We start from the raw sequence: 18,037 nt of genomic DNA, 5'->3' as shown, positions 1-18,037 counted from the left end.
GAGAGGAAGCCACCGCATGACGACCGATCCGCACACCCGTCCCGCACGGTTCGGGCTCGTCCGCCGGCTGCCCGTCGAGCACTTCGCCGACGCGCTGCGGGCCGATGTGCTCAAGGGGCTGACCGGGCGGCCCAAGACGCTGCCGCCCAAGTGGTTCTACGACGCCCGCGGCAGCGAGCTGTTCGAGGAGATCACCCGGCTGCCCGAGTACTACCCGACGCGTGCCGAGACCGAGATCCTGCGCGCCCGTTCGGCGGCCGTGGCGGGGGCGACGGGGGCGCGCACCCTCGTCGAGATCGGCTCGGGCTCCTCCCGCAAGACCCGGCTGCTGCTCGACGCGCTGGCCGCGCACGGCACCCTGGAGCGGTACGCGGGCCTGGACGTGAGCGAGGACGCGCTGCGCGAGGCGGGCGCCGAACTGTGCCGCGAATACCCGGAGTTGCACGTCGACGCGGTGGTGACCGATCTCCAGACCGACCTGGTGCTGCCGCCGGCCGAGCACGGCCCCCGGCTGGTCGCCTTCCTCGGCGGCACCCTCGGCAACCTGGACGCCGACGAGCGCCCGGCCTTCTACGCGGGCCTGCGCCGCCAACTCGCGGACGGCGACGCGCTGTTGCTCGGCGCCGACCTCGTCAAGGACCCGGAGGTGCTGGTCCGGGCCTACGACGACGCGCAGGGGGTGACGGCGGAGTTCAACAAGAACGTGCTGCGGGTGCTGGACCGGGAGCTGGGCGCGGACTTCGACCCGGACGCCTTCGAGCACCGGGCGGTGTGGGACGCGGCGGCCGAACGCATCGAGATGCGGCTGCGCGCCCGTACGGCCCAGCGGGTGGAGCTGCCGGCGCTCAACGTCGTCACGGACTTCGACGCGGGGGAGGAGCTGCGGACGGAGATCTCGGTGAAGTTCCGGCGGGACGGTCTGACGGCCGAACTCGCCCGCGGCGGCTTCGCCGTGCGCGAGTGGTGGACCGACCGGGCCGGGCGCTTCGCCCTGCTGCTGGCCGAACCGGCCTGAGCGGGCGGCCCGTTCGGGGACGCTCGCCCGGGTCAGCCCGCGAGCGTCCAGGTCATCGCCTGGCCGCTGCCGACCGCGAGGGCCAGCACCACGAGGTCGGCGGCGCCCAGCGTCATGCCGAACACGGCGCGGCCCCGGCGCGAGGTCCCCCGGAGCAGCGCGAGCCCGCCGAGCACGAGGGCGCAGGGGCCGAGGATCAGGTTGAAGACGAGCAGCCCGGTCAGCCCGAGCACGAAGGAGGCGACGGCCATGCCGTCGGCGTCCCGGTCCCGGACGCGTCCGGCCGCCGTGGCGGCGGCGGGCTTCGGCGGGGCGGCCGGGGTGGTGGCCGGGTTCCGGTCCGGGGCGGTGGCGGCGGGCCGGTGGTGCGCGTCGAGTGTGTGCGTCGCGCTCATGGTCAGCTCCCTTGACGGTGCTTGCGCTCACGGACGGCGAAGACGAGCAGCCAGCAGGCGATGACCGCGGCCGCTGCCAGGGTGGCGGGGAGCGGCAGGTGTGCCGCGGCTCCCACGACGAGTGCCAGCAGCATCACTGCGGCAACGATGAAGATCACGTGCAACCTTTCGGCGAAGGGCTGGATCCGCGAACTCGGGTGAGTCGGTGAACAGTTGGGATGACAACTGTTCACCGACTTCAGCGTACCTTGCCACCGATGGGAGAACGACTGTTTACTGAATGACATGAGCCACACCGCCACCACCCGTGAGGTCCAGAAGGCCAAGACCCGACGCGCCCTGCTCGACGCCGGGTTGAGGCTGCTGGAGCACCAGAGTCTGAGCAGCCTCGGGCTGCGCGAGGTCACCCGTGCCGTCGGCGTCGCCCCGGCCGCCTTCTACCGGCACTTCCGGGACATCGCGGACCTCGGCGTCGCCCTCGTCGAGGAGTCCCTCGGCAGCCTGCACGAGGTGGTGCGCACCGTCCTCGCGGAGCGTTCGGACGAGCTGGAGCGGATCGGCGCCACCGTCGCCACCCTCGCCAGGTACGTGCAGGAGCGCCCCTCGCACATCCGCTTCATCGCCCGCGAACGGCACGGCGGGGTGGAGGACGTCCGCAAGGCCATCGGCGCCCAACTCGACCGGTTCGCCGAGGAGGTGGCCGCCGCGCTGGGCACCGACGCCGTCTCCCGAGGGTGGAGCGCCGCCGACATGCGGATGCTGGGCGAGCTGTACGTCGACCACATGGTGATGACCGCCTCCGCCTTCCTGGAGGCGGCCCAGGGCGAGGGCCCGGACGCGGAGAGCGTCTCCCGCAAGGCCCAGCGCCAGCTCCGGCTGATCGGCCTCGGCCGCGCCCACTGGCAGGAAGCCTGACGGGGGAGCCCGACGGGAGGGCGGGGGCGTGCGCGCGGGTGTGTGCGCCGCCTCCTCAACTCCCTTACGTACCAGGTCTGTCGTCCCCGGCCCGGGGCCGGTAATCCAGGGGGTCACACCGGTCCGCCCTCGTCACGGAGACGCCCATGGCCACCGACCGCCCCACCCCCGAGAACGCCGAGCACCCCGACGGTGCCGACGCCGCGCAGCAGGCGCAGCTCCGGCAGGCCGCGCAGCTGATCGAGGCCATCATGGGCCAGCTGTACCCGGCGGCCCTGCACACCGCCGTCCGCTTCCGCATCCCCGACCTGCTCGCCGAGCACGGCCCCCGCACCGCGGGACAGCTCGCCGCCCTCGCGGACCTCAAGGAGCCGAACCTCTACCGCATCCTGCGCTACCTGGCCACCCGGGAGATCTTCCGCGAGGACGAGCAGGGCCGCTTCCACCTGACGCCCATGGCCGAGGCGCTCCGCGCCGACGCCCAGCCGCCGCTGCGGGACTTCGCGATGCTCCTCGGCGACGAGATGTTCTGGCACCCCACGATCCACCTGCACGAGACCGTCCGCACCGGCACCCCCGGCTTCGAGACGGCGTACGGCAAGACCTTCTTCCAGCACCTCTCCGAAGTCCCCGAGGCCGCGGCCACCTTCGACGCCGGGATGGCCGGCTTCTCCGACCTCGTCAACCACGCCGTCGCCGCCTCCTACGCCTTCCCGCCCGGTGCCACCCTCGCCGACATCGGCGGCGGACGCGGCGGGCTGCTGCGCGCGCTGCTCACCGCCGACCCCGTGCTGAACGGCGTGCTGTACGACCTCGAACACGTCGTCGCCGGGCACCGGTTGGACGTGCCCGAGCTGAAGGGTCGCTGGCGCACGGAGGCCGGTGACTTCTTCACCTCCGTCCCCGAGGGCTGCGACGTCCACCTGATCAAGCACGTGCTGCACGACTGGTCGGACGAGGACTCCGCGCGCATCCTCCGCGCCAGCCGCCGCGCGCTCCCCGACCACGGGCGGCTGCTCGTCGTCGACGCGGTGCTGCCCCGGGACAACGCGCCGCACCCGGGCAAGACCATCGACGGGCTGATGATGACGCTGCTGGAGGGGAAGGAGCGCACCCGCGAGCAGTTCGAGGAGCTGTTCGCCCGCTCCGGCTACCGCCTCACCCGGATCGTGCCCACCCCGTCCTTCGCCTGCGTCGTCGAGGCGGAGCCGGTCGCCCCCTGACGGGGTTTGCCGTACCGGCAACAATCTTTGCCTCCTCGCGTCCGCTCCCGCAGGGTGGTCCCCATGAGCCCACGGTGCGGTCGCGAGGAGGCCGGGATGAACGAGCAGGATGTGTACGACGTGGTGGTCGTCGGTGGCGGCGCCGCCGGACTGAGCGCGGCGCTGACCCTCACCCGCGCCCGGCGGTCCGTCGCGGTGATCGACGCCGGCGCCCCGCGCAACGCCCCCGCCGAGGGCGTGCACGGGCTCCTGGCCCTCGACGGCCTCCCGCCCGCCGAACTGCTGGCCCGCGGCCGCGCCGAAGTGCGCGGCTACGGCGGCCTGCTGGTCGACGGCGAGGTCACCGCCGTCACCCGTGTCACCGGGCGGGCGCCCGGTCCGGAGGTACCCGCCGCCTTCGAGGTGACGCTCGCCGACGGCCGTACCCTCCCGGCCCGCCGCCTGCTGGTGACCACCGGGCTCGTCGACGAACTCCCCGACGTCCCCGGACTGCGCGAGCGCTGGGGCAGGGACGTGCTGCACTGCCCGTACTGCCACGGCTGGGAGGTCCGCGACCGCCCCGTCGGCGTCCTCGCCACCGGGCCGATGGCGACGCACCAGGCCCTGCTCCTCCGCCAGTGGACCGCCGACGTCACGCTCTTCGCGCACACCACGCCCCCGGACGCCGAACAGGCGGAACAGCTCGCCGCGCGCGGCATCCGCGTCGTACCCGGCGAGGTGACGGCCCTGGAGACGGAGGACGACCGGCTCACCGGCGTACGCCTGGCCGACGGCACCGTGGTCGCCCGCGAGGCGGTCGTCGTCGCGCCGCGGATGCGGGCCCGCGCGGACCTCCTGGACCGGCTCGGGCTGCGGCCCGTCGCACACCCGTCGGGCGTCGGCGACCACATCCCCGTCGACGCGACCGGCGCCACCGAGGTGCCGGGCGTGTGGGCCGCGGGCAACGTGAGCGACCCCGTCGCGCAGGTCGGCCCGGCGGCCGCGGCCGGCACCGGCGCCGCGGCCCGGATCAACGCCGACCTCGTCGCCGAGGAGACCCGCCGCGCGGTCGAGGCCCGCCGCGCCACCACCCCCTGACAGCCCCCGCAGCACACCCGAAAAGGACCACCCCCATGCCCGAACAGCCCGCGGAATCCACCGAGTTCGACCGCACCTGGTGGGACGCGCACTACCAGGACCGCCACCACCACGGCCCGCACGGCCACACCCTCCACACCGCCGAACCCAGCCCCTACCTGACGGCCCGGGCCGGGGAACTCGCGCCCGGCACCGCGCTGGACGCGGGCTGCGGCGAGGGCGCGGACGCCGTCTGGCTCGCCGCGCGCGGCTGGCGGGTCACCGCTGTCGACCTCGCGGACGCGGCCCTGGGCCGGGCCCGCGACCGCGCCCGGAACGCCGGCGAGGAGACCGCAGCGCGGATCGACTGGCAGTGCGCCGACCTCACCGCCTGGACGCCGCCCCGGCGCGGCTTCGACCTCGTCACCACGCACTACGTGCACGCGGCGGAGTCCCGCGAGGTGCTGTTCGGGCGGCTGGCCGAGGCCGTCGCGCCGGGCGGCAGCCTCCTCGTCGTCGGCCACCACCCCGCCGACCCGGAGGGCGACGGCGGCCACGCCTCGCTGCCCGGCGTCCGCTTCACCGCGGAGGAGGCCGCCGCCGTGCTCGACCCGGAGCGCTGGGACATCCTGGCCGCCGAGTCCCCGACCCGGACGGTGACCAGGCCCGACGGGCAGACGGTCACGATGCGCGACAGCGTCCTGCACGCCCGCAGGCGCCGCTGACCCGCGTGCGGCTCAGTCCGTGCCGCGGCGGGCGCGGCTGGGCTGCACGCGCTTCGGCTCGCCCGGCGCCTTCGGATGGTCCGGCGGGTAGGGCAGATCGCCCAGGCCGTGGTCGCGCTCGTCCCGCGCGGCCAGTTCGAGCGCCGCGTCGAGCCGGCAGGGCGCGTCCTCCATGCCCGCGTGCACGTCACCGGCCTCGGCGAACCGCACCGGCATGGACGCCAGATCGAAGTCCTCGGGCCGCGCGTCCGCCACCTCGTCCCAGCGCAGCGGCGCGGACACCGGCGCGTGCGGGCGCGGCCGCAGCGAGTAGGCGCAGGCGATGGTGCGGTCCCTGGCCGTCTGGTTGTAGTCGACGAAGATCCGCTCGCCGCGCTCCTCCTTCCACCACGCGGTCGTGACCCGCCCGCCCGAGCGCCGCTCCAGCTCCCGGCCGACCGCGATCGCCGCCCGCCGCACCTGCGTGAACGTCCACTCCGGCACGATCGGCACGAACACGTGCAGCCCGCGCCCGCCCGAGGTCTTGGGCCAGCCCACCAGCTCCAGCTCCGCCAGCACCGGGCGCAGCTCGCGGGCCGCGCGCACCGCGTCCGCGTAGTCGGTGCCGGGCTGCGGGTCCAGATCGATGCGCAGCTCGTCGGGGTGGTCGGTGTCCGCACGCCGCACCGGCCAGGGGTGGAAGGTGAGGCAGCCCAGATTCGCGGCCCACACGACGGCGTCCACCCCCTCGGGGCAGATCTCGTCCGCGTACCGGCCGCTGGGGAAGGAGATCCGCGCCGTCCGCAGCCACTCCGGGTGGCCCTTCGGCGCGCGCTTCTGGAAGAAGGACTCGCCGTCCGCGCCGTCCGGGTACCGCTCCAGCGTCGTCGGACGGTCCCGCAGCGCGCGCGTGATCCCCTCGCCCACGGACAGGTAGTAGCGGGCCACGTCCAGCTTGGTGAACCCGCGCTGCGGGAAGTACACCTTGTCCGGATGGGACAGGCGCACCTGCCTGCCGCCCGCCGTCAGCTCCACCGCGTCAGCCATACGGCCACGCTAAGCCGCCCCCTCGGGCACCGCCGCCCGGAGCCCGTTCCCCGGACCGCGCCAGCGCCCCCGCTCCCGACGGGCGGCGCCCGCGCCGCGCCGCCACAATCACGGGCATGGACCTACCGGTGATGCCGCCCGTGAAGCCCATGCTCGCCAGGGCGGCGGCGCGCATCCCGCCCGGCATGCAGTACGAGGCCAAGTGGGACGGCTTCCGGGCGATCGCCTTCCGCGACGGCGAGGAGACCGAGCTCGCCAGCCGCACCACCAAACCCCTCACCCGCTACTTCCCCGAGGTCGCCACGGCGCTGCGCGACCACGTACCTCCCCGCTGCGTCCTCGACGGGGAGATCGTCATCGTGCGCGGCGGACGGCTCGACTTCGACGCGCTGCTGGAGCGCATCCACCCGGCCGAGTCCCGCGTCCGGCTCCTCGCCGAGCAGACCCCGGCCGCCTTCGTCGCCTTCGACCTGCTCGCCCTCGGCGACCGCTCCCTGCTCGACACCCCGCAGTCCGAACGCCGCGCCGCCCTCACCGACGCCCTCCGCGACACCGGCGACCCCGTCTTCGTCGCCCCCGCCACCCGCGACGTGGACCTCGCGCGCACGTGGTTCAGCCGCTACGAGGGCGCCGGCCTCGACGGCGTCGTCGCCAAACCGCTCGGACTGCCCTACCGGCAGGACGAGCGCGTCCTCACCAAGGTCAAGCACGAGCGGACCGCCGACTGCGTCGTCGCGGGGCTGCGCGTCCACAAGAGCGGCGAGGGCGTGGGCTCGCTGCTGCTCGGCCTGTACGACACCGCGGGGACGCTCCAGCACGTCGGCGTCACCGCCGCGTTCACCGCCCAGCGGCGACGCGAACTCCTCGCCGAACTCGGCCCGTTGCGGATGGAAGGGGACGAGGCCGCGGCCCACCCCTGGGCCGACTGGCAGCGCGAGGAGGCCCACCAGAAGGACCGGATGCCCGGCGGCCCCAGCCGCTGGAACGCGGGCAAGGACCTCTCCTGGGTGCCGCTCCGCCCCGAGCGGGTCTGCGAGGTCGCCTACGACCACATGCAGGGCGACCGCTTCCGGCACACCGCCCGGTTCCGCCGCTGGCGCCCCGACCGCGAGCCCGGCCAGTGCACCTACGCACAGCTGGAGGAACCCGTCGGCTACTCCCTCACGGACGTCCTCCGCACCCCGGGCCCGTCCCCGTACGACGCCCCCTGACCCGCGCACAGGACAAGGCCCCGAACACGTCACACGAGAGGAAACAGCGATGAAGTGCACGCGCAGCAAGGCCGGTTCGGCCGCCACCCGCAAGGACCTCGGCCTGCTCGCCCTGCGGGCCGGAACCGGCGGCGTCCTCTTCGCGCACGGCGCGCAGAAGGTCTTCGGCTGGTTCGGCGGCCCCGGGCTGGAGGCCACCGCCGAGGCCATGCACCAGATGGGCTTCCGGCCCGGACGGCAGGCCGCCGCCGCTGCCGGGGCGGGAGAGGCGGGCGGCGGCCTGCTCCTCGCCCTGGGACTCGCGACCCCGGCGGCCGGTGCGGCGGCCGCCGGGGCGATGGCGGGCGCCGTGGCCGTGCACGCGCCCGCCGGGTTCTTCGCGATGTCCGGCGGCTACGAGTACCCCGCGTTCCTGGGGTTCACCGCCGCCGCGCTGGGACTCACCGGTCCCGGAAGGTACTCCGTCGACCAGACCATGAACCACTGCTTCAACCGCCCGTGGATCATGCTGGCGTCCTTCGCCGGAGCGGCCGTGGCCGCCTCGGCCGTCGTCGCCTCCCGCGCCCGGGTTCAGTCCGAGGAGGCCGGGGGAGCGGAGGAACCGGACGCGGCGCCCGCCTCGACCGCCGACTGACGCACCTCGTCCATGTCCAGCTCCCGTCCCTGACGGATCAGGTCCTCCAGGGCCTCCTCCGGAAGCGCGCCCGGCTGCGAGAAGACGACGATCCGCTCGCGGACCATCATCAGCGTCGGAATGGACTGGATCTCGAACGCGGCGGCCAGCTCCTGCTGCGCCTCCGTGTCGACCTTCGCGAAGGTGAGGTCCGTGTGCCGTTCGGCGGCCGCCTCGTAGACGGGGGCGAACTGGCGGCAGGGGCCGCACCAGCCCGCCCAGAAGTCGATCAGGACAAAGTCGTTGCCCGAGACGATCTCGTCGAAGTTGTCCTTGGTGAGCTCGATGGTGCTCATGTACTGCTCCTGCTGTGGTGGGGCATGGTCGCCGGAACGGTCCGCGCTGCGAAACCGGTGCGGCCGAACTCTGTAACGTCGGTGCGCCCCGTCCGCATTCCCCGAGCAGGAAGAGGCCACACCCATGAGCAACCTCGATCTGCGGCCCGTCCCCGCGCCCTGCGGCGGCCGGGAGGAGATCTCGGCCCGGCCCGTCCACGAACTCCTCGAACCGCGCCGCGTCCCCCTCGGCGAGAGCACCGAGGTACGCCGGCTGCTGCCCAGCCTCGGCCGCCGCATGGTCGGCGCCTGGTGCTTCGTCGACCACTACGGGCCCGACGACATCGCCGACGAACCCGGCATGCAGGTGCCCCCGCACCCGCACATCGGGCTCCAGACCGTCAGCTGGCTGCACGACGGGGAGGTGCTGCACCGCGACAGCCTCGGCAGCGAGCAGACCGTCCGCCCCCGCGAACTCGGCCTGATGACCTCCGGGCACGGCATCTCGCACTCCGAGGAGTCCCCGCGCCCGCACGGCCGGTACCTGCACGGCGCCCAGCTGTGGGTGGCCCTCCCCGACGAGCGCAGGCACGGCCCCGCCGCCTTCGAACACCACGCGGACCTGCCCGTCGTCACCGGCGGCGGCGGACTGGAGGCGACGGTCCTCCTCGGCGAACTCGACGGCGCCCGCTCGCCCGGCACCGTCCACACCCCCCTCGTCGGCGCCGACATCTCCCTCGCCCGCGGCACCGACGTACGCCTGCCGCTGGAACGCGACTTCGAGTACGCGGTCCTCACCATGTCCGGCGAAACCGTCGTCGACGGCGTCCCCCTCGCCCCCGGCTCGATGCTCTACCTCGGCTGCGGCCGCGACACCCTCCCCGTCCGCGCCGAATCCGACAGCGGCCTCATGCTCCTCGGCGGCGAACCCTTCGAGGAAAAACTCGTCATGTGGTGGAACTTCGTAGGCCGCTCCACGGAAGAGATCGCACGGGCCCGCGCGGACTGGACGGACGGCCCCCGCTTCGGCACCGTCCATGGCTACGACGGCGCCCCCCTCACCGCTCCCGAACTGCCGCCGGGGAAGCTGAAGTTGCGGGGGAGGACGCGGTGAGCCGGGGGCCGATCGGCTGGTACGGGGGGGCGTCAGGCCTCCTCGGTAGGCGGGGAGCGAGGTGCTGCTTCGTCTGACGCCCTGCGACGTTGCGCACCTGGGGCCGTTCACGACCGGGAACACGTCACCGGGCTGCGGAGAGGTCCATGAGACCCACCCCCGGCGGACGCGGGTGATCCGAGTCGCCGCGCCGGGGCGGGTGCCACCGCCGCACGGAGCCAAGGGCCCCTTCGGGGGCCCTTTCTCGTGCCGCCCGTGGGGAACTGCCCGGCGTGTGACGGGAGTTGTCGGCGCGGGCCGCGTGTGCACGGATGTGCCAGTGCCCCTCCGGTGCAGCCGCGTGCCGGCCACCCGCATGCGCCGCGCGTCCACCGCGCGCTTGTCAACCTGCGTGCGGTTCTCCGTTCACCCGGTGTTGAGGCCCTGGAAAGAGCGCCGACATCCGGCCTCGGCTGAAAGGTGCCTCTTGCGCTGTCGAAGAAGGGTTCCAATACTCCCCTCAGCGCTTACCAGGTGCACATCAATACGCGATGGCCGCGCATCTGACCGCGTCTCACGGGCCTGCCCTTCGACGGCGGACCCCCGATTCCTTGTGGAGGAAGAAGTGAGGTTCCAGCGCGCTCTCAGCAGCACACCCACCCGCCGCAGACGAACCGCCCTGATCGCGGCGGCGTCCGGACTGGCCGCCGCAGCCGTACTGGCAGCACCGGCCGGGGCAGGCGCACAGTCCCCCCACACGTACAGCGCCGAGCAACTCGCGGCAGCCGGCGACGCGGTGCACGACGCCGATGTCGCGGGCACCGCCTGGTACGTCGACAAGGCCGCCGACGCCGTCGTGGTGACGGCCGACAGCACGGTGGACACGTCCGAGCTCGCGCAGATCAAGAAGGCCGCCGGGGCTCAGGCCGGCGCCATCGAGATCGAGCGGGTCCCCGGTACGTTCAAGCCCCTCATCTCCGGCGGTGACGCCATCTACACGAGCAGGTCGCGCTGCTCCCTGGGCTTCAACGTCCGCAGCGGCAGCGGGGCTCAGTACTTCGTCACCGCCGGCCACTGCACCAACGGAGCGAGTACCTGGTACGCGAACTCCAGTGGCTCCACGGTGCTCGGCTCCACGGCGGGCTCCAGTTTCCCGGGCAACGACTACGGGCTGGTCAGGTACTCCAACTCCTCGATCTCCAAGCCCGGAACGGTGGGCGGCGTTGACATCACGCGCGCCGCCGACCCCTCAGTCGGGCAGTCGGTCACCCGCCGCGGAAGCACCACCGGCACCCACAGCGGCCGCGTCACCGCCCTCAACGCCAGCGTCAACTACGGCAACGGCGACATCGTGCACGGTCTGATCCAGACCACGGTGTGCGCGGAGCCGGGAGACAGCGGCGGGGCGTTGTACTCCGGTTCCACCGCACACGGCCTCACCTCGGGCGGCAGCGGCAACTGCAGGTCGGGCGGCACCACCTTCTTCCAGCCGGTGGTCGAGGCGCTGAACGCCTACGGAGTCAGCGTCTACTGACCCGCCGCGGGACCGGCCGGTAACGCCCGGGGCCCGGCTCGTTACCCAAGGCCCCGCATGCTCCGGTCACCCGCTTTCTCTCCCTGTCCGACAGCGGGCCGAACAGAGAGAGGGGTGGGCCCCCTTTCCGCCCCGGCGCCCGGCACCGGTGGTCCGGCTGCTGGGCGCCGGGCTTCGGTGTGGGTCATCGCACGACGAGCAAGCCGCAACTGTAGGCGCGTGCGTGTCCGATGCCCCGGGTGAGTGCCGTCACGAATGTCTTCGGGTCGGTCACGGTGAGCGTGCCCTTGATTTCCGCACGGCCGATGCGCAGCCCCTTTCGCGACGTTGAGCTGGAGACCTTCGGGAGCATCCGCAGAGCAAGGCGTTCGGTGTCCACATCGGCTCCGATGCGGCTGACGCCGTCGGGGGCGATGGGGGACGGCGCGGACCGGATTGACGACCGTCCGGAAATCGACGCGGTCACCGGTGCGGAACGTGGCCCACGGACGCATGCCCGTTGCGGGGGGACGCGAGCTCGCCTTCACCGCTCGCGTGATCGGGCAGCAGGGCATGCGCGATCTGTTCCAGGAGGGCGGCGTCGGGGTGCTCCAAGCCGACGAGGAAAGCGGCGTCGGCGAGGTGCCAGCGCTCCGTCACGACGGATGCCGTCGCACCTGCCCTGAGATGAGCGCCTGATGCCGGATCCGCGGCGACGTACTTGGGGGAGCCGGGGTTCGGGAGAACTCCATCGCCGTATGACCCCCCCTCAGTACAGCCCGTGCCGGTAGTGGTCGTCGACGGTTTCGTGGAGGTTGTCGGCAAGGGGGCCGAGGGCGTCGGCCATCCTGGCGGCGTTCTCCGCGATCGTCAGGGTGTAGAAGTCCCCGTCGGCCAGGGCCGCTCGGGCGAGGTCGTGGGTTTCGGTGTTCCAGAGGGCGGCGCGGATGACGGCCTTGCCGCACTGGCCGAAGACCTCGCGGACGCGCACGATCGTGGCGAGTACGGCGGGTTTGCCGTCGGCGCCGAGCATGTCGAGGAGTTCCGGGTCGTCGGTGACGAAGGCGTCGCCGTTGACCCGGATCACCTCGCGCACGCCGGGGACGAAGAAGACGAGGCCGACCGCAGGGTTGCGGGTGAGGTTCTCGAAGCTGTCGGCGAGCTTGTTGCCGGGGCGGTCGGGGAGGGCGAGCGTCCAGGGGTCGAGGACGCGGACGGAGCCGGGCGGGTCGCCGCGGGGGCTGGTGTCCAGCTGTCCGTCGGCGCCGACGGTGGCCATGCAGAAGAAGGGGCTGTGGGCGATGAACCGGGCGGAGAACTCGCCCAGTCGGGAGTCCTTCTTCTCCGCGATGAAGCGCGGCGGGTGTCCGACGATCTCGCGGATGCGCCGCATCGTCACCGGGGTGTAGGCGTCCGCGGCGGTGCGGGGCGTGCCCATGGGGTGCCGTCCTTTCACGGGGCTCGTGGTCACAGGCCGAGGACGAGTCGGGGGGTGCGGGCGCGGGAGACGCAGACGAACATCCGGTCGCCGGCGGCCCGTTCGTCCGGGGTGAGGATCTCGTCGCGGTGGTCGGGCTCCCCCTCCAGCACGGTGGTCGCGCAGGAGCCGCACAGTCCGGAGCGGCAGGACGCCGGGACGCGGATTCCGGCGTCTTCGAGGCCGTCCAGGATGCTGCGGCCCGCGGGGACGGTGACGGTGGTGCCGGAGGTCTCGCAGACGACGTCGACGGGCTTGTCGTCGGCGGGTGCCTGGGGGCGGTGGGCCTTGAAGCGTTCGACGTGCAGGGTGTCCCGGGGCCAGTGGGCCACGGCGTCGTCGAGTGCGTTCAGCAGGGCTGCCGGGCCGCAGGCGTAGATCTTCGCTCCGGGTTCGACTCCGGCGAAGAGTGAGCTCAGGGGCATGCGGCCGACGGTGTCGGCGGGGTAGAGGCTCACCCGCGAGCCGTAGGGCCGCAGCTCGTCGAGGAAGGGCATCGACGCGGCGGTGCGGCCGCCGTACAGCAGCCGCCAGGGCGTGCCCCACGCCTCCGCCCGGCGGATCATGGGCAGGATCGGGGTGATGCCGATACCGCCGGCGACGAACACGTACGAAGTGGCGGGCCGGAAGCCGAAGTTGCTGCGCGGGCCCTTCAGGCGCAGGCGCTGGCCGGGGCGCAGGAAGGCGTGGACGTACTCGGAGCCGCCGCGTCCGGCCCGCTCCCGGCGTACGCCGATCCGGTAGGGGGCGCCCTCGTCCGTGGGGCCGCACAGGGAGTACTGGCGTTGAATCCCGGTCGGCAGCACGAGGTCGACGTGCGCCCCGGGTTCCCACGGTGGCAGCGGCCCGTCCCCGTCCAGTTGGAGGGAGACGACGCCGTCGGCTTCCCAGCGGAGCTGCCGGACGGTGACGTCGAGGGCGTCGGCGGGGGTGGAGGCGGTAGCAGGCATCTCGCTCCCTGGCTCAGAGTGTTAACAGCGTTATCAGCACTCGGGCACGCTACTGATAACATCGTTAACATGTCAATGGAGGAGAAGGGCCGCGGACGCAGCACACCGGCCGCCGCGCGGGCCGACCGTGCGGTGCGCGAGGCGCTCGCGCTGGTGGACGAAGGCGGCCTGGAGACGCTCACGATGCGCCGCCTGGCCGACCGGCTCGGCGTGCATCTGCCCACGCTCTACCGGCTGTTCGGCGGCAAGGACGCGCTCGTGGACGAGATGGCCGAGGCGATCCTCGCCCGGGCGCTGCCCGCCGCCCCGCCCGACGGCGCCTGGACGGACCGCGTCCGGGGCCTGGCCGCGAGCCTGCGCACGGCCCTGCTGGCCCAGCGCGACGGGGCACGCATCGTCGGCGGCAACTACGCCGCGAAGCGCAACAACCTGACCTACATAGACACCCTCGTCGGCTGCGTCCGCGACGCCGGCCTCCCGCGCGACCACGGCCTGTGGGCCGCCGGTTCGGTCTTCTGCTACGTGCTGGGGGAGACCCTTGAAGAGCAGGGCGCCGACGGAGGCGAGGCCGGCACACTCGCCGACGTCGTACGCACCGGCCGCTACCCGCACCTGGCCGCCGGCCCGGTCACCCCCCTGCTCGACTTCGACGCACGCTTCACCTTCGGCCTCGAACTCCTGCTGGCGGGGATCGGGGCGGCGGTGGGCTCCGTTCCGGGCGGGAGAGGGCGGTGATTGACGGGGGGGCGAGGTGCCGGGCTCCTCGGCTTCCGGCGGACGCTGAGACCGTCGCGGGACGCCAAGGTGGGTACGGGCTGCCGAATCCGGGCCGGTACGCGAGGGGCGTTCCGGTCCGGACGACTACCCCCGCCCCCCGCCCAACACCCCCGCGTTCCGCTCCGACCAGTTCCACACGTCGGTGGTGATGCCGTAGCCGCGGGAGGGGTCGGTGATGGTGTTCCAGTGGGTGGCGAGGGATTCGATGGTGGGTGGGTCCTCGGGGAGGTAGCCGTCGGTTTCGGCGATGAAGAAGCGGGCGAAGCGGCCCATGCCGCTGAGGAAGGTCTCGCCGGTCACCGGGCAGGACTCGTGGGCCAGGCAGGCGACCATGGGGGAGACGAGGTCGGCCGTGCGCTGTTCGGCGTCGGCGGGCACGTCGTCCTCCGCGCGGCCCGTGCCGATGGCGTTCATGCGGGTGTCGGCGAAGGGGGCCACCAGGTTGACCTTGATGCCGGAGGCCGCGCCGGACTGCGCGAGGGCGCGGGCGAGCCCCGCGACTCCCGCCTTGGCGCTGCCGTAGGAGGTCATGGTGCTCGCGCCGAGTGCGCCGGTCGAGGTCGTCATGACCACCCGTCCGTCGCCGCGTGCGGAGAGTTCCGGCCAGGCCGCGCGGGTGACGTTGAAGGAGCCGCCGACGTGGACGTCCCAGTGCCGGCGCAGGTCGTCGAGTTCGAGCTCGGGGAAGCTGTCCAGCTCGTAGATGCCCGCGTTGTTGATGACGATGTCGACGCGGCCGAACGCGTCCACCGCGCGCCGGACGAGCTCCCGCGCGCCCTCGGGGGCGGCGATGTCGGAGGTGTCGCTGATCGCGGTGCCGCCGGCCGCGCGGATGGCGTCGGCCGTCGCGCGGGCGGGGGTGGTGTCGCCTCCCGTTCCGGACGCGGTGACGCCGAGGTCGTTGATCACGACTTGGCAGCCCCGTGCGGCGAGCAGCCGCGCGTGGGCGGCGCCTATGCCGCGTCCGGCGCCGGTGATGACGGCGACGCGGTCGTCGAAGCGCAGTGGTTCCATGGTCGTCCTCGCTGTTCGGGTCATGACGCGTCGTCGCCGCTCAGGGCGAAGCCGGTGTAGCCGCCGGCGGCCACCTCGTCGCACTTCTTCCGGTACACGTCCAGCCCGCCGACGTACGGCATGAACACCCGGGGTTTTCCGGGGATGTTGGCGCCCAGGTACCAGGAGTTGGCCTCGGGGTAGAGCGTCGCGTCGGCAGCCTTGTTGACGTGCTCGACCCAGGCGTCCTGTGCGTCGGCGCGGGCGACGCTGCGGGTCAGCCCGTTCGCGCGCAGGTGGCCGAGATGGCCGGTGATCCACTCCACGTGCTGCTCGATCGACATGATGACGTTGGCCAGCACCGACGGGCTGCCTGGGCCGGTGATGGTGAACAGGTTCGGGAACCCGGCCACCGCCAGCCCCAGATACGTACGCGGCCCCTCGGCCGCCCACCGCTCGGCCAGCGGGACGCCGCCGCTGCCGCGGATGTCGATGCGGGTCAGCGGGCCGGTCATCGCGTCGTAGCCGGTGGCGAAGACGATCGCGTCGAGTGCGTGCTCACCGGCGGTCGTCCGGATGCCCCGCGGGGTGATCTCGGTGATGGGGTTCTCGCGGACGTCGACGAGGTCCACGTCCGGCCGGTTGAACGTCTCGTAGTAGCCGGTGTCGACGCAGATGCGCTTGGCGGCGATGGGGTGGTTCGTCGGGGAGAGTTTTCCGGCGGTGACCGGGTCCGAGACGGTTTCGCGGATCTTCTCGCGTACGAATTCGGCGACGAGCCGGTTGGAGCGCTCGTCGGTGAGGACGTCGGCGTAGGCCGCGACGAAGAAGTTCCCGCCGGCGCGCCAGCGCCTTTCGAGTTCGGCCGTGACCTCCTCGGGCGGGGCCGCGACCGCCGATTTCCCGGCGACCTCGATGAGCTGCCCGGAGGGCGTGTTGCGGGCCTGTTCCCGCAACTGCCGGTAATTTCGCTTGACTTCCCGCCGTTCCTCCTCGCCCAGCGGCCGGTTCCGCGCGGGTACCGTGAAGTTGGGCGTGCGCTGGAACACGGTCAGCCGCTCCGCCTCCTCGGCCAGCGGCGGAATGGCCTGGATTCCCGAGGACCCGGTTCCGACGACGCCGACCCGCTTTCCGGAGAAGTCCACGGGACCGTGCGGCCACCTGCCCGTGTGGTAGACCGCGCCGGTGAAGGAATCCAGCCCCGGGAAATCGGGAATGCGGGAGGCCGAGAGACAGCCCACGGCGGTGACCAGGAAACGGGCGGTACTCCGGCCGCCCGCCCCGGTGGTGAGGGTCCAGATCCCGGCTTCGTCGTCGAATACGGCGCTTTCGACGGGGGTGTTGAACGAGATGTCGCGGCGCAGGTCGAAGCGGTCGGCCACGTACTCGGCGTAGCGCAGGATCTCGGGCTGGGTGGCGAAGCGCTCCGACCAGTCCCATTCCTGCTCCAGTTCGGGAGAGAAGGAGTACGAGTAGTTGATGCTCTCCACGTCGCAGCGCGCGCCCGGATAGCGGTTCCAGTACCACGTACCGCCGACTCCGGAACCGGTCTCGAAGACGTGCACCGCGTATCCGTTCGCGCGGAGTTCGTGCAGCATGTGCAGACCGGCGAAACCGGCGCCGATGACCAGTACGTCGTAATCGGGCCCTGGTTGAGTGCGGGCCGAGGTGTCACTGTTCGTCAAGGGATGCACCTTTGGGAAGTTCCGGTGGAAGGTCAGGAGGCGACGCCCAGTCCTCTGCCGAGTGCGTCGAGGAGTTCGCGGTTCATCCGGCGGGACACACCGGCCTGCGGGAAAGCGCCCGCGGAACCGTGGAACGTGCCGGGAAACAGATGGAGTTCGACCGGAACCCCCGCCTGCACAAGGCGCTGCGCGTACCCGATTCCCTCGTCGCGCAGCGGGTCGAACTGGCAGACCGACACGTACGCCGGCGGCAGGCCGCCGAGATCCGTGGCACGGCTCGGGGCGGCATAGGGCGAGGCATTCCCGGGCACGGAATTGTCGCCCAGATAGTGCTGCCAGCTGCGAACGGCGTTGTGCCGGTTCCACATCGGGGTGCCGGTGAATTCCCGCATGGAAGGGGTGTCCAGCGCGTTGTCGAGCACCGGGGTCTCCAGCACCTGGAAGCACGGCGCGGGCCCGCCCTCGTCCCTTGCCCGCAGGGCGGTCGCGGCGGCCAGCGCGCCCCCGGCGCTGACGCCGCCCACCCCGATCCGGTCCGGGTCCACGCCCAGCGCCCCGGCCCGGTCCGCCACCCAGGCCAGCGCGGCGTGGCAGTCCTGGAGCGCGGCGGGGAACGGGTGCTCCGGCGCGACCCGGTAGTCGAGCGAGACGACCAGCACGCCGAGCTCGGCGGCGATCCGGGCCGCCGTCGCCGCGTCCGCGTTCTCGTCCGGGAGGACGAACCCGCCGCCGTGGAGGTGGAGATACGCCGGTGACGGCTCGACGCGGCCGTGCGGGGTGCAGACCGCGACGGACACCTCGGGTTCCCCGGGGAGGCCGGGGATCGTCCGCCGCTCCACCGCCACCGCCGGTACCCGCGTGCCCAGTTGGCCGTACATGGCGGCGACGGTGGCCCGGGCCGTCGGCAGGTCGCCGACGTCGAGTTCCGGCAGCTGCGACGGGTGCAGTTCCGGATCGAATCCGCTGTTCACGAGCGTCCCTCTTTTCGGTGAAGTGCTTCGTCAAGACTTCACCGGGGACGGGGGGACGGTCCTG

At 72.9% G+C, this 18,037-nt stretch carries 21 protein-coding genes; 10 read left to right on the top strand and 11 right to left on the bottom strand.

Annotated elements, in window-relative coordinates:
• Positions 1-16 precede the first annotated feature (16 nt).
• Positions 17-1,015 carry an L-histidine N(alpha)-methyltransferase gene (egtD, locus tag HCC30_RS25615; protein ID WP_169445155.1) on the top strand — a complete coding sequence of 333 codons (999 nt, stop codon included), beginning with the start codon at positions 17-19 and terminating at the stop codon, positions 1,013-1,015.
• 32 nt (positions 1,016-1,047) lie between these two features.
• Here the strand turns inward: egtD and HCC30_RS25610 are convergent, their stop codons facing one another.
• Positions 1,048-1,410, bottom strand: a complete 363-nt coding sequence (locus HCC30_RS25610) for a DUF4190 domain-containing protein (protein WP_169445154.1) — start codon at positions 1,408-1,410, stop codon at positions 1,048-1,050.
• A gap of 2 nt (positions 1,411-1,412) precedes the next feature.
• Complete coding sequence (locus HCC30_RS25605; RefSeq protein ID WP_169445153.1) at positions 1,413-1,568, bottom strand: hypothetical protein; 156 nt, start codon at positions 1,566-1,568, stop codon at positions 1,413-1,415.
• Between the two features lie 127 nt (positions 1,569-1,695).
• Here HCC30_RS25605 and HCC30_RS25600 point away from each other — a divergent pair, with 127 nt between their 5' ends.
• The 4 genes from HCC30_RS25600 (at position 1,696) to HCC30_RS25585 (ending at position 5,329) form a co-directional block, all read left to right on the top strand.
• Positions 1,696-2,325 carry a TetR family transcriptional regulator gene (locus HCC30_RS25600; RefSeq protein WP_169445152.1) on the top strand — a complete coding sequence of 210 codons (630 nt, stop codon included), beginning with the start codon at positions 1,696-1,698 and terminating at the stop codon, positions 2,323-2,325.
• 146 nt (positions 2,326-2,471) lie between these two features.
• Complete coding sequence (locus HCC30_RS25595) at positions 2,472-3,548, top strand: methyltransferase (RefSeq protein ID WP_169445151.1); 1,077 nt, start codon at positions 2,472-2,474, stop codon at positions 3,546-3,548.
• Positions 3,549-3,644: 96 nt separating this feature from the next.
• On the top strand, positions 3,645-4,625 hold the full coding sequence (locus tag HCC30_RS25590) for an NAD(P)/FAD-dependent oxidoreductase (protein WP_169445150.1): 981 nt from the start codon (positions 3,645-3,647) through the stop codon (positions 4,623-4,625).
• Positions 4,626-4,660: 35 nt separating this feature from the next.
• Positions 4,661-5,329 carry a class I SAM-dependent methyltransferase gene (locus tag HCC30_RS25585; protein WP_169445149.1) on the top strand — a complete coding sequence of 223 codons (669 nt, stop codon included), beginning with the start codon at positions 4,661-4,663 and terminating at the stop codon, positions 5,327-5,329.
• Positions 5,330-5,341: 12 nt separating this feature from the next.
• Here the strand turns inward: HCC30_RS25585 and ligD are convergent, their stop codons facing one another.
• Positions 5,342-6,355 carry a non-homologous end-joining DNA ligase gene (ligD, locus tag HCC30_RS25580; protein ID WP_169445148.1) on the bottom strand — a complete coding sequence of 338 codons (1,014 nt, stop codon included), beginning with the start codon at positions 6,353-6,355 and terminating at the stop codon, positions 5,342-5,344.
• A gap of 116 nt (positions 6,356-6,471) precedes the next feature.
• Between ligD and HCC30_RS25575 the strand changes: the two genes are divergently transcribed.
• Positions 6,472-7,566: an ATP-dependent DNA ligase gene (locus tag HCC30_RS25575; RefSeq protein WP_169445147.1), complete on the top strand. Its 1,095-nt coding sequence runs from the start codon at positions 6,472-6,474 to the stop codon at positions 7,564-7,566.
• A 49-nt stretch (positions 7,567-7,615) separates the two neighbouring features.
• Positions 7,616-8,200 carry a DoxX family membrane protein gene (locus tag HCC30_RS25570; protein ID WP_169445146.1) on the top strand — a complete coding sequence of 195 codons (585 nt, stop codon included), beginning with the start codon at positions 7,616-7,618 and terminating at the stop codon, positions 8,198-8,200.
• Here HCC30_RS25570 and trxA read toward each other — a convergent pair.
• Positions 8,137-8,535 (bottom strand): thioredoxin, encoded by a 399-nt coding sequence (gene trxA / locus HCC30_RS25565; RefSeq protein ID WP_169445145.1) that lies wholly within the window; start codon positions 8,533-8,535, stop codon positions 8,137-8,139. The genes HCC30_RS25570 and trxA overlap by 64 nt on opposite strands.
• A 124-nt stretch (positions 8,536-8,659) precedes the next feature.
• Here trxA and HCC30_RS25560 point away from each other — a divergent pair, with 124 nt between their 5' ends.
• Together HCC30_RS25560 and HCC30_RS25555 are read left to right on the top strand one after the other, a co-directional pair.
• Entirely contained in the window at positions 8,660-9,628 is a 969-nt protein-coding gene (locus tag HCC30_RS25560; RefSeq protein ID WP_169445144.1) for a pirin family protein, read from the top strand.
• 604 nt (positions 9,629-10,232) lie between these two features.
• Entirely contained in the window at positions 10,233-11,141 is a 909-nt protein-coding gene (locus HCC30_RS25555; RefSeq protein ID WP_346776810.1) for a S1 family peptidase, read from the top strand.
• Positions 11,142-11,325: 184 nt separating this feature from the next.
• Here the strand turns inward: HCC30_RS25555 and HCC30_RS29245 are convergent, their stop codons facing one another.
• From HCC30_RS29245 to HCC30_RS25535, 4 genes are all read right to left on the bottom strand, one after another.
• A complete protein-coding gene (locus tag HCC30_RS29245) occupies positions 11,326-11,607 on the bottom strand; it encodes a type I-E CRISPR-associated protein Cas6/Cse3/CasE (protein WP_346776809.1) in 282 nt (93 codons plus the stop codon).
• Positions 11,604-11,780, bottom strand: a complete 177-nt coding sequence (locus HCC30_RS25545; RefSeq protein WP_169445143.1) for a hypothetical protein — start codon at positions 11,778-11,780, stop codon at positions 11,604-11,606. The genes HCC30_RS29245 and HCC30_RS25545 overlap by 4 nt, the downstream gene beginning before the upstream one ends.
• Before the next feature lie 109 nt (positions 11,781-11,889).
• Positions 11,890-12,558 (bottom strand): MSMEG_1061 family FMN-dependent PPOX-type flavoprotein, encoded by a 669-nt coding sequence (locus tag HCC30_RS25540; RefSeq protein WP_169445142.1) that lies wholly within the window; start codon positions 12,556-12,558, stop codon positions 11,890-11,892.
• Between the two features lie 29 nt (positions 12,559-12,587).
• On the bottom strand, positions 12,588-13,547 hold the full coding sequence (locus tag HCC30_RS25535) for a PDR/VanB family oxidoreductase (protein ID WP_169445141.1): 960 nt from the start codon (positions 13,545-13,547) through the stop codon (positions 12,588-12,590).
• 69 nt (positions 13,548-13,616) lie between these two features.
• On the opposite strand from HCC30_RS25535, the gene HCC30_RS25530 reads away from it, so the two are divergent.
• The gene (locus HCC30_RS25530; protein ID WP_240979889.1) at positions 13,617-14,282 is read left to right on the top strand and encodes a TetR/AcrR family transcriptional regulator C-terminal domain-containing protein; all 666 of its coding nucleotides are present in this window, start codon (positions 13,617-13,619) and stop codon (positions 14,280-14,282) included.
• A 126-nt stretch (positions 14,283-14,408) separates the two neighbouring features.
• Here the strand turns inward: HCC30_RS25530 and HCC30_RS25525 are convergent, their stop codons facing one another.
• From HCC30_RS25525 to HCC30_RS25515, 3 genes are read right to left on the bottom strand one after another with little or no spacing between them, the layout of a single operon-like run.
• Positions 14,409-15,338, bottom strand: coding sequence for an SDR family NAD(P)-dependent oxidoreductase (locus tag HCC30_RS25525; RefSeq protein ID WP_169445140.1), 930 nt, complete (start codon positions 15,336-15,338; stop codon positions 14,409-14,411).
• Positions 15,339-15,358: 20 nt separating this feature from the next.
• Positions 15,359-17,002: an NAD(P)/FAD-dependent oxidoreductase gene (locus HCC30_RS25520; protein ID WP_277348047.1), complete on the bottom strand. Its 1,644-nt coding sequence runs from the start codon at positions 17,000-17,002 to the stop codon at positions 15,359-15,361.
• Positions 17,003-17,034: 32 nt separating this feature from the next.
• Entirely contained in the window at positions 17,035-17,973 is a 939-nt protein-coding gene (locus HCC30_RS25515) for an alpha/beta hydrolase (RefSeq protein WP_346776808.1), read from the bottom strand.
• Between the last annotated feature and the right edge of the window lie 64 nt (positions 17,974-18,037).

It is taken from the genome of Streptomyces sp. HNM0574, from assembly GCF_012726235.1.
Lineage (GTDB): Bacteria > Actinomycetota > Actinomycetes > Streptomycetales > Streptomycetaceae > Streptomyces.
This window is presented reverse-complemented; position numbering and strand designations above follow the sequence as displayed.

Coding starts and splice junctions, on each gene's coding strand:
- HCC30_RS25575 (WP_169445147.1), top strand. CDS start 6,472: ATGGACCTACCGGTGATGCCGCCCGTGAAGCCCATGCTCGCCAGGGCG.
- egtD (WP_169445155.1), top strand. CDS start 17: ATGACGACCGATCCGCACACCCGTCCCGCACGGTTCGGGCTCGTCCGC.
- HCC30_RS25530 (WP_240979889.1), top strand. CDS start 13,617: ATGTCAATGGAGGAGAAGGGCCGCGGACGCAGCACACCGGCCGCCGCG.
- ligD (WP_169445148.1), bottom strand. CDS start 6,355: ATGGCTGACGCGGTGGAGCTGACGGCGGGCGGCAGGCAGGTGCGCCTG.
- HCC30_RS25595 (WP_169445151.1), top strand. CDS start 2,472: ATGGCCACCGACCGCCCCACCCCCGAGAACGCCGAGCACCCCGACGGT.
- HCC30_RS25570 (WP_169445146.1), top strand. CDS start 7,616: ATGAAGTGCACGCGCAGCAAGGCCGGTTCGGCCGCCACCCGCAAGGAC.
- HCC30_RS25535 (WP_169445141.1), bottom strand. CDS start 13,547: ATGCCTGCTACCGCCTCCACCCCCGCCGACGCCCTCGACGTCACCGTC.
- HCC30_RS25525 (WP_169445140.1), bottom strand. CDS start 15,338: ATGGAACCACTGCGCTTCGACGACCGCGTCGCCGTCATCACCGGCGCC.
- HCC30_RS25590 (WP_169445150.1), top strand. CDS start 3,645: ATGAACGAGCAGGATGTGTACGACGTGGTGGTCGTCGGTGGCGGCGCC.
- trxA (WP_169445145.1), bottom strand. CDS start 8,535: ATGAGCACCATCGAGCTCACCAAGGACAACTTCGACGAGATCGTCTCG.
- HCC30_RS25540 (WP_169445142.1), bottom strand. CDS start 12,558: ATGGGCACGCCCCGCACCGCCGCGGACGCCTACACCCCGGTGACGATG.
- HCC30_RS25585 (WP_169445149.1), top strand. CDS start 4,661: ATGCCCGAACAGCCCGCGGAATCCACCGAGTTCGACCGCACCTGGTGG.
- HCC30_RS25560 (WP_169445144.1), top strand. CDS start 8,660: ATGAGCAACCTCGATCTGCGGCCCGTCCCCGCGCCCTGCGGCGGCCGG.
- HCC30_RS25600 (WP_169445152.1), top strand. CDS start 1,696: ATGAGCCACACCGCCACCACCCGTGAGGTCCAGAAGGCCAAGACCCGA.
- HCC30_RS25610 (WP_169445154.1), bottom strand. CDS start 1,410: ATGAGCGCGACGCACACACTCGACGCGCACCACCGGCCCGCCGCCACC.